The following is a 14,871-nucleotide window of genomic DNA, read 5'->3' on the forward strand; positions in this document are numbered from 1 at the left end:
CCTTCTAGAATGTGGCTCCGAAAAGAATTGAAACTGCCGTCCCGAAGCTGTAAGTGATTCCTGGACGTGGTTGATGATGGTCATATCGACCGATTAATGCAATTGCGCATTCCGGATGCGGCAATATGTACTTATAAAATACGGTCGCAACCCGGGAGCGGGGGCTTTATGAGCGTTATTGCGCAATACGCGTCTTTGTTTGGCACATTTAATCGTCTTTATTCGCTCGAAGGGACGGGGCCGCTCGCGGCCATGCAGATCGAGCGCTGGACGGGCGACGAGGCGCTTTGCCAAAACTATCGATGGGACATTTACGCGCTGGCGACGAGTCCGTCGCTGGACCTGCAGGCCATGCTGGGCCAGCGCGCCACGATTCGCACCACGTTGGGCGATGCGCCGTCCACGACGCGTAGCGGCCTGGTCGCCGAAGCCGAATGCGTGGGCTATGACGGCGGCCTAGCCCGCTATCACCTGCAACTGGTGCCATGGCTCGCGGCGTTGGCGCATGGCCGTGACGAACGCACCTTCGTCAATTGCACGGTGGCCGAGATCCTGGAGCAGGTATTCAGCGACTACAGTGCGATCGCGCGCTGGCGTTTCACGACGGATGCGAACCAGCGCATCGAGTCGTTGGGTACGCGCGGCTATGTTGTCCAGTACCGCGGGTCCAGTCACTACGATTTCGTGCGCCATCTGCTTGCCGCGGCGGGCCTGGGTTTTGGCTTCGTCGAAGACGGGGATGCGCCATCGGGCCATACGTTGTTGATTTTCGACGACAGCACCCAGCTCCCCGAGGACGAGACCTCCGCACGGCTCGGGGGCGTGCCGCAACGCCTGAGTGACATGACGACGGCTACCGACAATACGATTCTCGGCATGGGCCAGTCGCTGTCGCTCACGGCCGACCGGCTCACGCTCATCAGCAGCGACTACCGCAGCAACCAGTCGACCACAGCGGCGGCGAGCCTGGGCAATTCTCGCGGTGGCCGCGAACTGTACGACGACGTTGGACCGGAGGCGTTCGCCAGCCTGCGCGAGGCCGAGAACACGGCTCGTCGGCAGGCTGAGGCCATCGTCGCGGTGGCGCGTTTCTGGACGGGCTACAGCACGTTGCACACTGCGACATCCGGCCGGGCGTTGCGGCCAACCCGAACGCCATGGGAGCAGGCTGGGGGCGCTACGCAGGTGCCCGACGCGTTCTTGCTGAGCGCAGTGCAGCATGTCGGCATCAACAATCTGCCGCAGACCGCCATGGCGGCGCTCGAACAGAATCTCGGCGGCCTGCCGTGCGCGGATCTCGACCCGCGCCTGCTCAAGCAGGCGAGAGCAGGCGGTTACGCGAATCGCTTCGAAGCGGTGCCGCGCACACAGGCGTGGCGTCCCACGCTGGAGGACGGCACGGGGCAACGACTGAATCCGGTCGCCACCGCGCTCGGCGCGCAGACCGCGATCGTGGCGGGGCCTCAGGGCGAGTCGGCGCCGGGTGCGGCCGGTCCGGTACACATGGATGGCCAGGGCCGCCTGCGGGTGCGCTTTCACTGGCAAGCCGACACCGACAACGGCACCTGGCCGACCCGCACGATGCAGCGGCTTGCCAGCGACGGACATGGCTTGCAGCAGATGCAGCGGATCGGCCAGGAGGTGCTCGTCCAGTTCGATCACGGCCTGATCGATCGGCCCATCATCCTTGGCGGTCTGTACAACGGCCGTGGCGAGGGCGGCGAAGCGCCCACGCCCGCCGGCCAGCCCGGGCAGCCCCTCGACGAATCCCTTTACCATCAGGCGGCGGACCAGACGACGAGCGCCCAGGGCAATCTGACGGGCGGCAACGCGCCGGCCTGGCACGGCGCGGGCGGTGGCGCGAACCGCCACAACCACGCGGGCGCGCTCTCGGGCTTCAAAAGCCGCGGCTTCGACGGGCAAAGCGCCAACCAGCTCGTGGCGGACGACAGCGATGGCATGGGCCGCCTGCAAATGAGCACGACGCACGCCGCGACCGAACTCAACCTCGGCCATCTACGCTACCAGGCCGACAACTACCTCGGCAGTTTTCGCGGTCAGGGCGTCGAGTTGCGCTCGGACGCATATGGCGCCGTGCGTGGCGAGCGCGGCGTGCTGATCAGCAGCTACAAGTCGAGCGCCAGCCGGCCTGCGGGCGCCATCCCCGCGCTGCATTCGCTGCTCGCGCAGCACATCGCGCTGGCGGGCAAGCTCGACCGCAGCGCCGGGACGCATCTGACGCTGCCGTTCGCCTCGCAACGGGGCGTGACAAGCGCCGGGCAATCCATGATCAATCGCCAGGCCGCGCCGCTCGACGCGCTCGCGCAAAGTTTCGGCACCACGGTTGGCGCCGACGGTTTCGAGCAAGCCGTCGCCGACGCCGCGAACCGGTCGACGGACAAGGCGCTGCCCCACACGGGCGACGCAGTGCTGGGGCTGGAGGCGCAAGGCGGCCAGGGCGTGCTGGCGGGCCAGGCGCTGCAGTGGGCCGCCGCAGAAACCTTGAGCGTGGGCAGCGGGCGCGACCTCAACATTGCCGTCAACAAGGCGCTGCGCGTGCACAGTGGCCAGGGAATCGGCTGGCTGGCCGGCGCCGATGCCTCGAATAGCGGTGGTCTGAGCATGATTGCCGGCAAGGACAACCTGCAACTGCAAGCCCAGCACGATACCCTCGCGCTGCGCGCGCGCGACCTGTTGAAGGTGGCGTCGATCGATGCGGATGTCGAACTCGCCGCGCAAAAGACCGTGCACCTCGCGGTGAGCGGCGGGGCGCACCTGACTATCGAAGGCGGCAATGTCACGTTCGGCTGTCCCGGTGCGCTGACCGTCCACGCGGCAGAGCATGCGTTCGACGGACCCGGGAGCGATAACTTCGCGATGCCGCATTTCCACCAGGGCGCGGCGGCCCCGACGGATCTGGAGTTCCGCCTCGTCGATCCCTATGGGCGTCCCAGCCCCGGCGTGGAATACAAGACGATGCTCAGCGACGGCACGCTCAGGCATGGCGTGCTGGATGCGGATGGTTACGCGAAGATCGGTGACGTACCGGTCGGCACGACCGCGAAAGTCCAATACCTGACGGATACGACCGCGCCCCGCTCGGAAGTGGCCATCACGGCCGATTCCGACTGGAGCCAGTTTCAGTCGATCGATGTCACCGCCGGGCCGATCGCCGACACCGGCACGCCGGCCGGCTCCGATGCGGGTGCCGCAGCATGAGCGAATCGTCAAGCAGCAGCGGCATGCTGGATGCGATCTGGACGGAGGTGCTCGGCGACACGGCCGCCACCTTCAACTGGCTGAAGGATTTTCTGTTAGGCGAGTTCGTGCCCGACCGGCCGTTCTCCGTGATCGTCGCGGAAATGCTCGCGAACTTCGTGCCCGGCGTGATGATCGTCACCAGCGCGCGAGATGCGATTGCCATCATCGTGCGCCTTTCGACACATCCCGAGCGGTGCAAGGAAGTGACCGAGTGGATCCTGTTGTGCGCGTGCCTGATCGCCCTGGCCCTGCCGCTGGCGATGGCGGCCGCCGGTGCGGTCGCCGCGGGCGTGGGCGCGGCGGTCACCGGCATCGTGGGCGACGAACTCGCGGCGGCGCTGCGCGCCGTGATGCTCATGTTGATCGAAGAGTCCGGGAAGCTGGCCGAGATGGTCCGGTTCCTCAACCGCTTCATCAAGGGCAACATCCTTGAGTTTCTCAAGGGCTGGAAATTTGCCCGCTATGAAAAGTCGCTGCTCGAAATACTAGAGACACCAGCCGCGCGCTGTCGCGGACGAACACGGGGACCGAAATGGATCTAGTCGCTGCATTGACGGGCTATTCGCAGGCCACCCGTCATATCCAGATCGATACCGCCTTGCCGGGCAAGTTCGCGGTCGAACGCTTTCACGGGCGTGAAGCAGTGAACGAATCGTTTCGCTTCGAAGTCGACGTGTTGTCGAGCGAGCCGTTCCTCGACCTGAATCCGCTGATCGGCAGCGCCACCCGCCTGCGACTTGCGAGCGCCGCGGGCGAGCGTTGCTGGAACGGCTATATCACGCACGCCGCCTATGCGGACAGCGATGGCGAAGTCACCCGTTACCGGCTCACGCTGGAGTCCTGGCTCGCCTTGCTGCGGCTGCGGCGCAATTGCCTCTATTTCGTGGATCTCGATACCGCGGGCATCTGCGAACGCGTGTTCGGCGATTATCCCGAGGCGCTGCGCCGCTACGAACTCAGCGAGCCGCTGCGCACCTTCGCGCTGCGAGGGCAGTATCGGGAGACCGATTTTTCCTTCGTGCTGCGCCAGCTCGCGGAAGCGGGCTTGTCCTTTCGCATCGAACACACCCAGGACAGCGGCGAGCCGCCGTCGGGCGCGCACACGGTCGTGGTGTTCGACCGCAGGGCCAAATTTGGCCATGGCAGCACGATCGCGTTCAATCAACAGGACGTGGGCGATCCCGATGGCGTGATGACCCGCTTCACAGAACGTCATGAGATCGTGCCCGACCGGGTCGTGGCGACGAGCTGGAAAGCGAGCGAGTTGCTGGCGCTCGCGGGACACGCGCATGAACCTCCCGAAGAGGGCGCGCCGGTCATGCCGGTGCGGGAAATTTTCGATGGTCAGCGTGCTGGCCGCTTCGACACGAGCAACGCTGCCCAGCGCTATGCCGATCAACGCCTGGACGCGCTGCGCTTGCCGAAACTGACTCATCACGGCGAGGGCTCGTCGCGCACGCTGGAGACGGGCAAGGTGCATACGCTGACCGGCTATCTCGACAGAACGATCGAATTCGTGCCGCTGTCGATCGAACACGAGGCCGTGAACAACCTTGGCGCCGAGATCGCACAGTTGCTCGAGCGCGGCGAACTGGAGCAGGGGCATTACCGCAATCGCTTCGTCGCGGTGCCCGCTGGTGTGCCCATCGTGCCGCCGTACCGGGACCGGCCCACGGTACACGGCGTGCAGACCGCGATCGTGGTCGGCGAGCCGGGGAGTGTTGTCAGCAGCACGCGCGATCATCAGGTGCGCATCCAGTTTCCGTGGATGCGCGGCGCGGCACCGCTGCCAGGCGGGCTGACCGATACGGCGAGCCACTCGAATCCGGCCGGTCACGCACCTGGCAATCATCAATCGGGCGTCGTCGCGCGTCTTGCCGAGCAAACGGCCGGTCCCAACTTCGGGCACAGCTTCACGCCACGCGTGGGCGCGGAAGTGGTGGTGAGTTTCGACTCCGGCAACATCGACATGCCGGTCGTGCTGGGGCAGGTCTATGGCGGGCGCGTCCAGCCGCCGTTCGCCGCCGGCGAAGGGAGCCGTGCGAACCATCCGGGCACGCTGTCGGGCTTGCAGACCCAGACGCTGGACGGTCAGTCCGCAAGCCGCTGGGTGATGGACGATGCATCCGGTCAATCGCGTCACGAAGTGCTCAACACGGTCGCCAACAGCGGACTCGCGCAGGGTTATCTGATCGCACAGCAAGGCGCCGTGCGCGGCGCGTATCGCGGCGAGGGATTCGAACTGGCCACGCAAGGGTGGAGCGTGGTGCGCGCGGGCGAGGGCGTGCTCGTGTCGAGCACCATGCGCGCGCAGGCGAGTTCGACGCAGATGGATCTCGGCGAAAGCGTGGGGCAGTTGAAGCAGGCGCTCGACACGGCCGGGCGGCTCGATGGTGCGGCGACCGAAGCGCGGGCGGGCGGCCTCGCGGGCAACGCCGCCCAGGCCGATTTTCTGAAGGCGATCGATCCGCAGCAAGACGGCAAATACACGGGTGCCGTCAACGGTCAGAGCGCGACCCGGCCCACCGCCACGCAGCGCGACGGCGGCGATCCGGTGGAGCGCTTCGCGATGCCCGCCGTCGTGCTGGAATCGCCGGAAAGCATCGCGTTGACCACGCCGGCGAGCGCGGTTGCCTATGCTGCCGGGTACGTGCACCTGACTGCCCAGGGAGATGCGCATCTGGGTGCGGGGGCAACGGTGGCGGGCGCATCGAACGACGCCGTGAGTCTGTTCAGCGCCGCCGGTGGCCTCAAGGCCATCGCGAGCCAGGGGCCGGTCAGTGTTGAGTCACACACCGCCGCGATGGAGATTCTCGCAGATCAGTCGGTACAGATCGTCTCGACCGAAGAGCGGCTCGACGTGCTGGCGCAAGACGCCATCGTGCTCCAGCAGGGGCCGAACCGCATCACGCTCAAAGGTGCCGACATCACCATCGAGACGCCTGGCCGGTTCGCCGTGAAAGCCGGCTCGCATCCGTTCCCGGGCCCAGCGTCCGCATCGCCCGCCTTGCCCGTCCTGCCGATTTCTCCGCCGCCGGGCGAGGCGTGCGAATTTCTTGCCGGGGGGGCCACCGGCAGCGGGACAGCGCGTTCGGCAACGGCGGCAGCGGCAGCGGCAGCGGCAACGCCAACGGCGGGCGCAGCGGCGGCGCCCCAGGCGGCGGCTGCGGCCCCCGCAGCGGACGCCCCGTCTGGATCGGATCTCGCCTTGATGCTCTCCGGCGCGACCGGCACGAAGCCCTACGTGCCCGTGAGCAGCGAGTTGTCCGGGCCGCCCTCGAAGCAGCCCGCGCAGCAACCCAGCGTGTGTGCGCAGCAGTTGCAGGCGGTCAAGGAGAACGACTACACGGTCAGCATGGGCAGTGCCGACTATTACGAAACGGACGCAGCGGGACACGCGGTCCTGGACAAGCAAGGCCAGCGCATTCTGTTGCCCTACGCGGCCTCCTCGGGAACGTTCGACATCGAATATTCACCCGCCACCACCACGCTGAGCGCGACGGTGATCATCCGGCTCGTGCCGAAGGATCAGTACCTGCTGGGTGCCGACAACCAGCCCGTGCTGAACGCGGCTGGCCAGCCCACCTCCATTCCGTACAACACCAACGGGCCGGCTCAGGGCGTCAAGCTCAAGCCGATCGATCGCAAGGGCTGGCTGAGCGACCCGGTGGGCATGCAGAAGCGCATCGAAAGCCGTCTGAACGAAAACAACTACTACCTGCGCCCCAAAGCCTGCCCGCGCGGCGGTGCGTGCACCTGCAAGGTGGCGATTGCCATGAAGGTGAAACTGGTCTCTTCGGGCCGCAGTCACCAGAAGGTGAATATCTATCCGACCACCAGCCGGCCCGACTCCGGGAACTGGGGGGAAGTGCAGGTGGCCTGGAGTTCATCGGACAACTGGTTCAAGCCGATCGCCACGCAGCATGCGTCGGCCCACGAGACGGGCCACCTGTACGGCTGGCCGGACGAGTACTTTCTGGATGCCGGCACCGTGTACAAGGGCTACATCAACGCGCAGAAACTCGTCGACGTGCAGATGGCCCAGTTGAACGACAACTGGCAACGCAGCACCGAGACGAATTTGATGGGCAAAGGGATGTACACGGAGAGTCCCGAAATCCAGAAGTACTACATGTACGGTTTCCGCGACTGGTTCGAAGACCAGAACGGTATTGAATGGGACGTATTGAAATGAATCGGACAGCGTTGTTGGCGTTGGTTTCCGTATTCCTTTTCGGAGTGACAGACATGGCAAACGGCAAGCCGCCGTCGGACTATTTCGAGCTGCGCGACGGTCCAGGCATGATGGACCGCATGCCGTCGATGACCATCAAGGTCTCCGACGGCACGATCGCGTACTACGCGCTCGGACGCGAATTCGGCTTCCCGCCCGCGACGACGTATACGGGCATCGGCAAATACGTGCTGAGCGCTGAGAACGCCGGCGCAAAGCAGCAGATCGAAGCGCTGGAAGCCGCGTTGAGCAGCCGTACGTTTGCGCCCAGCGGGTATCTGGGCGCCGGTGCGGTCTTTGCCTTTTCGTTCGAGCAAAACGGCCGGCATCATGAGGGCATTTACGGCTACCGGCAGGACGACGCGTTTACCGCGCGGCTCAGTCCTTTCCATCAACTCGCCGACAAGGCCCTCAAGAACGGTCAGCCGGAGATCAAGATCCATCCCGTGTTCGCCGCGCATGCCGGCAGCGAGGGATTCGTCGTCGACCTCACATTCAGGAACGAAGGCCAGAAGGCCTTCAGCATCGCGGGTCCGGACACGTGGTCGCCCGACCTCGCGCGCCCGGATCTGCGCAATGTGGAGATCGTCGCATTCAACGCCGCCGGCACCGCTTTTAGCGTGCGTCTCGTGAGCCGCTATCTGGGCGAGGCGTCGCGTGCCTACCGCGCGGCAATCGACGTGAAGCCGGGCGAAGCGCTCACGTTGACGTTCGAGGTTCCCTATTCGGCGGTCGGGTTCAGCACGAGCTCGACGTCGCAGCGAGTGACGCCGGGAAGCTACCGCTTCGTCGGGCAGATGAGTGTCGATGTTCTCGCGCCGGACGAGCTGGCAGGCCAGATTCGTACGCCGATGGACGAGGCGCAGCCGGTGGAGTTGCAGGCGCAGTGATATCACGCGGCGGGGCGGACCGCCGCAGCGAATTCGAGGCATAGAGAAATGGTGACGACTGCGGATATTGGAGAGGCGCTGTTCGGCGGCTGGTCGCAGCAAAACCGCTTCCTGCGGGTGACCACGTCGCTGGGCGCGCAGGCGCTGGTCGCGGAAAGCCTGCAAGGCTGGGAAGCCGTCGATCACGGCGGCTTCCGTTTGCAGGTGAGCGCGCTGTCCGGGCGTCCCGATCTGCCGCTTGTCCAGTTGATTGGTGCGCCGGTGCTGATCGAGTGGCTGGCGGCCGAAGGCGGCGATGCGCGCCGCCCGTTCCACGGCCATATCGTCGCGGCCGAACTGGTCGGCTATAACGGCGGCCTTGCCCGTTACCGGTTGGTCGTCGAACCCTGGCTCGCGTTGTTGCGCCAGCGCGTGGACAGCTACAACTACCAGGCCGCGAGCGTCATCGACATCAGCGAGCAGATTTTCGGTTATCACACGCGCGGCGTGGTGGCGCCCGCGTGGCGCTGGGCGCTCGGCGATCGCTCGAATTACGGCAAGCGCAGTCTGACCGCGCAAGCGGGCGAGTCCGATTTCGATTTCCTCACGCGGCTGTGGGCGGAAGAGGGCATTTTTTATTGGTTCGAACACAAGGCCGATGCCGGGTCCACGAGCTTCGGCACGCACACGCTCGTGCTGGCCGATTCAAATCGGCACTTCACGCCCGACAATCCCGAGGTGATCGGCTTCCACCAGGCGAGCGACGGCGATCCTCAAGGGAGCGTGCAGCATTTCATGCCGGCGCAGCGCTGGCGCATCGGCAAAGTCGTGCGGGCGAGCTGGGATCACCGCAGTCTGTCGACACGGCCCACCGGCGCGCGTGTGAGCGGTGCGGTGGTGCCTGGCGTCGATCGGGATGTCGCCGGGCCTTACGCGTTCCAGACGAGCGCCGTGGGCGACCAGCGTGCGCAGCAGCAACTGGACGCCCAGCGCGTCGACGCGGCGCGCAGCGCGGGCGCCGGCACGCGCCGGGACATGCGCCCGGGTTTGCGCTTCGCGCTCGGCGAACATCCGACGCTCGGCACGACGGACGCGTTCATTTGCTTGCGGGTCGAGCACGAAGCGCGGGCCAACGTCGATGCGAACGTGCACAGCGCGATTGCACGGCAGCTCGGCACGATCCCGAGCATGCTCGACGCGCAGGCCACGCACGATGACAGCGGCGCGACGCCTGTGCCGCACGCCGCGCTGGCATCGGACATGCAGGGCAGCGGCCCGTTGACCGATGGCGACCGGGTCTACCGGAACCGGTTCGACGCAATCCCGGCGACCCAGACCTATCGTCCGCTCGCAAACGACGGTCATGGCGCGCGCTCGCACCCTGTGGCCATTGCGCAGGGCGCGCAGACTGCGATCACGGTGGGCGGCGGCAATCCAGTCCATACCGACCGCGATCACCGCATACGAATCCAGCTTCATGCGCAGCGCGGCCAGAACGCCGCAAGCCGCGAGGATCATCCCCATGCCGCCAATGCGCCGGCCGATCATGGCGCGGGCACGTGGACACGCATGTTGACGCCGGTTGGCGGTGACAACTGGGGCGGCGCGGGTATTCCGCGTGTTGGCCAGGAGGTGTGGACCGAGTGGCTGGAGGGGCAGCCCGATCGGCCGGTGGCGGTGGCCGCGCTTTACAACGGGCAGGGCAACGCCGACGCCCAGCACAACGCCCAGGCCGGCGGGCCGAGCCGCAGCACTGGCAACGCGGCGGCCTGGTTCGCCGGCAACGGGCACGCAGCGGCGTTGACCGGCTTCAAGACCCAGGATCTGGGACAGAGCCAGCAAGGCACCGGCGGCTACCGGCAGTTCCTGCTCGACGACTCCGCAGGGCAGTCCGCGGCGCACCTGTACACCTCGGATCGCAACAGCGGTTTGACGCTTGGTCACATCAAGCAGATTCAGGACAATCAGCGCCTGGCCGACCGCGGCTACGGCGTCGAACTGAAGACCGACGCGGCCGGAGCCTTGCGCGGCGGATCGGGCATGTTGATCAGTTCCGCAGCCGGGGGCAGCCAGATGGAGGCGGTCACGGCCGTTCAGGTGCTCGCACAGAGCCAGCAGACGTTGCAGAACCTCGCCGATACCGCGGACATGCATGGCGCGGAGTGGGGCGCCCAGGCGGCCGGGACTGGCCAGGCCGCACAACTCGAAGCGCTCACCGGCATCGGACAGGTGCGCGAGGCGCTGGGCGCAGTGCGCAGCAGCGGCGGCGCCAGCGAAGGCGGCGGCAGCGGGAGCGCCGTGGCGTGGAGCCGCCCGCACCTGGTGCTGCATGGAGAACAAGGTCTCGCGGCGATGTCGGCGAAGAGCCATGTCTGGGTCTCGGGCAAGGCGACGGTGTTGAGCGCCGGCCAGGACCTGCAACTGACCAGCGCGGGCAAGACGAGTCTCGTGGCCAATCAGGGCATCGCGCTCTACACGCGGGGCGAAGCCGCCAAGGGGCGTCCCGTTGCAGGGCAGGGGATCGCACTGCACGCCGCGAGCGGAGCGGTCAGCGTGCAGGCGCAGAACGGCGGAACGCTCGGTGCTTCGGCGCAGAAAGCGGTGACGCTGGCCAGCGCCCAGGCCAGCGTCGATCTGCAGGCGCCAAAGCGCGTGCTGCTCAGCGCGGCCAGGGCGTACCTGAAAATGGAAGGCAATGGCATCGAGATCGGCGCGCCCGGCACCGTCGAGTTTCATGCTGCGAGCCACACCTTGACCGGGCCGGCCAGCGCGCAGGCCCAGGCGGCCATCGCGCGCAGCGAACCGAAGCTCTGCGAGTACACGGCCCGAGGGGCCGACGCGATAGGCGCCGGCACCATGATGGGGGCTTGATATGGGGCTGCCCTTGCTGGACGCGACCGAGTTTCGTTCGTATGCCTATGCGCTGATCAATCCTCTTCAGGTGGATGAGTCCGAGTGGCAGAACCTGCGCACCGAGCCCATCGTGCCGCAGCGGTTCAAAGCCCACGCCGATCTGTTTCCGCGCCTGATCGAACTGCGGGCAATGGATGCTCACGCGCGAGACCTCGTGCGCGCCCGCGCTGGCCGATGGGAAGCGGAATGCGGCACGCCGTTTTTCTCTAGCTTGCTTCGGAGCGAGGCCGAGCCCGCGAGGGTGCGCGATCACCTGGCGCGGCAGATGGTGCAATACCATCACGCCCGCGGCAGGTACGACGTGGTTCGGCTGCATGACCCGCGCGTTCTGTGGCACCTCGACTGGTTGCTCGACGCGTCGCAATGGGCGGGCTTGCTGGGCGTCATCGAGCATTGGGCCTGGCCGTGCGCCGACGGCGCCTGGCAATGCCGCGAGCGCGCGCCTGGCGCGAACGACGCAATGCGGCTGCTCTTGTTGCCGCCGCAATGGGAGACCTTGCTCAGGCTCGGCGATATCAACGAGACCTTGAAGCACCTGCGCCGCGCCGCGCCGCAAGTGAGCATCGACGCGCCGCTGGCCCGTCGCATCGACGGGCTCATCGAACGGGCGTGGACGCAGCACCGGCTGGCCGACGCCAGTGATCGCCAGCTCTATGCCGCACAAGCCGCGCGTTTTCATACCGATATCCACGCCCATCCCGAACTGCAGGCGTGTCTCGCGCGTGCGCAAGCGGGCGAACTGAGCTATGTCGGCGCTTGCCGCCATCTGGATGAAACGGCCCTGCAACGGATCGGCCGCGAACTGGAACACACGAAGGAGTACACATGACCGCTGCCGCTGCCGCCACCCCACCGGTGCAAAGCTGCCCGTTCTGCGACAGGAGTGGCCTGCCGATCCTGCCGCTGCGCTACGCCGTGGCGCGTACCGATCTGGGCGGCAAGGCGCCGGACATCGTTGCGCCCTTCGACGCCGGCGCGGTGAGCTTGCCCGGCGAAAGCGCCAAATACACGCTGCGGATTCTGCGCCCGGGCTATCTGTACGTCTTCGATGAAGTGAGAGGCGAATGGGCCGCCTACGTAGTCAACGAACAAGGGCTGCTTTATCACTTCGATATTCACGCCAAAACGCCGCCGCAGGTTCCGGTCAAGACGTTCAACGACGCCTGCGTTCGCAAGGCCGATCCGTATCTGGCGCGCTGCATTACGGTCAAGGACCCGGCGCAGGCGGGCAAAATCTGGCTGGCGTTTTCGGATGTGATGTGGACGGAAAACGTCCTGGCCGCGCACGCGCAGGCCGAATACCGCAAAAGGCACATGCGCTGTATCGACATGGCCGACGTGCGCGCGCATAAAGCAGTCGCTCATCTGGATACCTTGAGCCATCTGAGGAACGTGGCCGAGTTCACCAAAGTCCTGAAGCCGGACGCGCATGCGACCCAGGCACATGACGAACTCGTCAAACAGGTCGCCGCACTGGAGCAGCAACTCAAGCAGATGGCGCATCCGTCCAGTGGGGCGGCGGCCAAAGCCGCGCAGAACCAGGCGACGCAGGCACGCGCGCAACTGGCCGAGCTCAAGGCTCGTTTGTCCGCTACGTGGCTGCCGGAGGTGACGGTGGCATCGGACCGTGCATTGGGTTATTCGCAGCAGCCGCTCAATTTCCTTGGCGATCAGGCAAGCGGCCTGATGGAATGGGGAAAGCAGGTGGCGAAACCCTATGAAGCCGTGATGGTTGGCGTGCCCGACCCCGCCGGCGTGGCCGCGGAACTCGCCTTGCTCATGCGCACGCGCATGCAGGCTTTCATGAATGACGAACGCCACGACAAGGATCGGCCGCGCAAAACGGCGCTGTCGGGCGTGATCGAGCAGATCCGCGACGCGATCCGGATGCAGGCGGAGCAGGACTTCATCGATGAGCGCGAAAGCCGCGCCCAGCGCGACGAGAACGGCTATATGATGCCCGGCGGCATGCTGGGCGGGGTGCCGATTCCCGGTAACGCGGCGCTGGCGGCCAGCGACCGGGCCATTACGGCGGACGAATTGCGCCAGGCCGGCGACGACGAATGGAAGAAATACGACCACCTGTATTGGGAAACGCAACGCACGGCGTGGCAGAACGATTTCAATACCGCGTTGCAGTCGTTCGACCAGAGTGTGATTGGTCCTCTGGCGATTGCGCACCGGGATCTGCTCAAAGGCGAGGGGTTTTATCGCTACTTCGACTGCAATTTCGACCCCGCCGTGGTGGCCAGCGGAATCGTCTATACGACGGTATTCGGCCAATGCATCGCCGGCACGCAGGACAAACGCTGCAGCGCGGATCTCTACAACCAGTGGCTGCAGGGCGACCTGACCGACAAGCGCAATATCTTGCTGCGTGCGCTTTGTCTGCATCAGGATGCGCAGGCGAAGGCGATCCAGAGCGCCGCGCAAAGCAGCGTGACATGGGCGGAGTTGCCGTGGGACAAGTTGATGAGCATCGGCAAGACTACGTTCGATCAGCTGCTCGAAGCGCAAAAGGACGAAGTCGGTCGGCTGGCGAGTCTCGTGGCGGGTGCCATTACGGCGACCTTGAAACTGGTCGGCGAAAACAAGCGCATCTACGCGGGACTCGTCGCGCTGGGCGTGGCCGCGCGAAAGCCTTTTGTGCTGGTGACGGTCGAAGGCGGCAAAAAGGCGTTTCGCGCTTCGCTGATCAAAAATATGCTCAAGCTGAGCGGCAAGGCGAAGTCCATCCCGAAGAACAAGATGGAAAAAGCCGTCGCCGATGAACTCCGGCGCCAGGAGATCTGCGGCGTCGACACCGAGGGGCGCGACAAGAAGACCTGGCTATTGATGATCGACCCGGACGAAGTCAGCAAGATGCCAAAAAATCTGGGCGTCGACGATCAGGCGAAATGGCTGTCGAAAACCATTCGTACACCGGAACAAGTCGACGAACTCAATCTGGCGGACTATCGCGAGTCCGTCGTGAGGGGAAGCGAGCGCATCAAGGTCAACCTGCCTTTCACCTTTGCCGTGCTGGCCTTGCTTGCGAACGGCTGGGCCATGCATTCCATCATGCAGGGCGAAGAAAGTGCGCTGGCCGTGCACCAGAACGAGATGCGGCGGCGCGTCTATACACAGGGCCTGGCGATCTTCGGCGCCGTCGCGGACGCCATCGAAGGCGGCCTCACGCGTCTGTCGATCACGGGTGTGCGCCTGGGGCAGGCGGCCATGAAGGCCGGCGCGAAGATATTTAGCATGGTGGGCCGCATCGTCGGCGTGGCGGCCGGCATCATGATGGCCGCGTGGGACGGCTGGCGGGCCTATGAGGAGCACAAGGCGGGCCACAATGGCGCGGCGGCTGCGTATGCGGTGTCTGGTCTGTTGGGCGCGGCGGCGACGGTGCTGCTGTTCATCGGCTGGACCGGTTGGGGGCTGCTCGTGGTGGGCTTCATGGTCGCCTGGGCGTTCGTGATGGCATTGCTCGTCAATAACAAGGTCCAGGACTGGCTGGAATTGACTTATTGGGGCAGAGCCAAAAACGCGCAATTGAAGTACAAGACGTCGGAGATGGAAATGCAGCAACTGGATGTCGCAATCAAAGGCTGA

The 14,871-nt window shown here is 65.7% G+C and carries 6 protein-coding genes and 1 pseudogene; all 7 read left to right on the forward strand.

Translation table 11 applies throughout. The features are described from left to right. Positions 1-168 precede the first annotated feature (168 nt). Positions 169-2,889: pseudogene (locus tag BBA01S_RS43445) on the forward strand (type VI secretion system Vgr family protein); the annotation flags it as partial. Between the two features lie 326 nt (positions 2,890-3,215). Beyond that, entirely contained in the window at positions 3,216-3,803 is a 588-nt protein-coding gene (locus BBA01S_RS30410; protein ID WP_052391962.1) for a hypothetical protein, read from the forward strand. Further along, positions 3,794-7,456, forward strand: coding sequence for a type VI secretion system Vgr family protein (locus BBA01S_RS30415; protein WP_027819742.1), 3,663 nt, complete (start codon positions 3,794-3,796; stop codon positions 7,454-7,456). The genes BBA01S_RS30410 and BBA01S_RS30415 overlap by 10 nt, the downstream gene beginning before the upstream one ends. Positions 7,457-7,509: 53 nt before the next feature. Continuing rightward, entirely contained in the window at positions 7,510-8,385 is an 876-nt protein-coding gene (locus BBA01S_RS30420; RefSeq protein ID WP_052391963.1) for a hypothetical protein, read from the forward strand. Between the two features lie 48 nt (positions 8,386-8,433). Beyond that, positions 8,434-11,235, forward strand: coding sequence for a type VI secretion system Vgr family protein (locus tag BBA01S_RS30425; RefSeq protein ID WP_027819744.1), 2,802 nt, complete (start codon positions 8,434-8,436; stop codon positions 11,233-11,235). Between the two features lies 1 nt (position 11,236). Then, positions 11,237-12,106, forward strand: a complete 870-nt coding sequence (locus tag BBA01S_RS30430; protein WP_027819745.1) for a DUF4123 domain-containing protein — start codon at positions 11,237-11,239, stop codon at positions 12,104-12,106. Further along, complete coding sequence (locus BBA01S_RS30435) at positions 12,103-14,871, forward strand: T6SS effector BTH_I2691 family protein (protein ID WP_027819746.1); 2,769 nt, start codon at positions 12,103-12,105, stop codon at positions 14,869-14,871. The genes BBA01S_RS30430 and BBA01S_RS30435 overlap by 4 nt, the downstream gene beginning before the upstream one ends.

It is taken from the genome of Paraburkholderia bannensis NBRC 103871, from assembly GCF_000685015.1.
GTDB lineage: Bacteria > Pseudomonadota > Gammaproteobacteria > Burkholderiales > Burkholderiaceae > Paraburkholderia > Paraburkholderia bannensis.

What these genes read in the sequence shown, in the direction of transcription:
- BBA01S_RS30410 (WP_052391962.1), top strand. Translation starts at nt 3,216, where the DNA reads ATGAGCGAATCGTCAAGCAGCAGCGGCATGCTGGATGCGATCTGGACG.
- BBA01S_RS30415 (WP_027819742.1), top strand. Translation starts at nt 3,794, where the DNA reads ATGGATCTAGTCGCTGCATTGACGGGCTATTCGCAGGCCACCCGTCAT.
- BBA01S_RS30420 (WP_052391963.1), top strand. Translation starts at nt 7,510, where the DNA reads ATGGCAAACGGCAAGCCGCCGTCGGACTATTTCGAGCTGCGCGACGGT.
- BBA01S_RS30425 (WP_027819744.1), top strand. Translation starts at nt 8,434, where the DNA reads ATGGTGACGACTGCGGATATTGGAGAGGCGCTGTTCGGCGGCTGGTCG.
- BBA01S_RS30430 (WP_027819745.1), top strand. Translation starts at nt 11,237, where the DNA reads ATGGGGCTGCCCTTGCTGGACGCGACCGAGTTTCGTTCGTATGCCTAT.
- BBA01S_RS30435 (WP_027819746.1), top strand. Translation starts at nt 12,103, where the DNA reads ATGACCGCTGCCGCTGCCGCCACCCCACCGGTGCAAAGCTGCCCGTTC.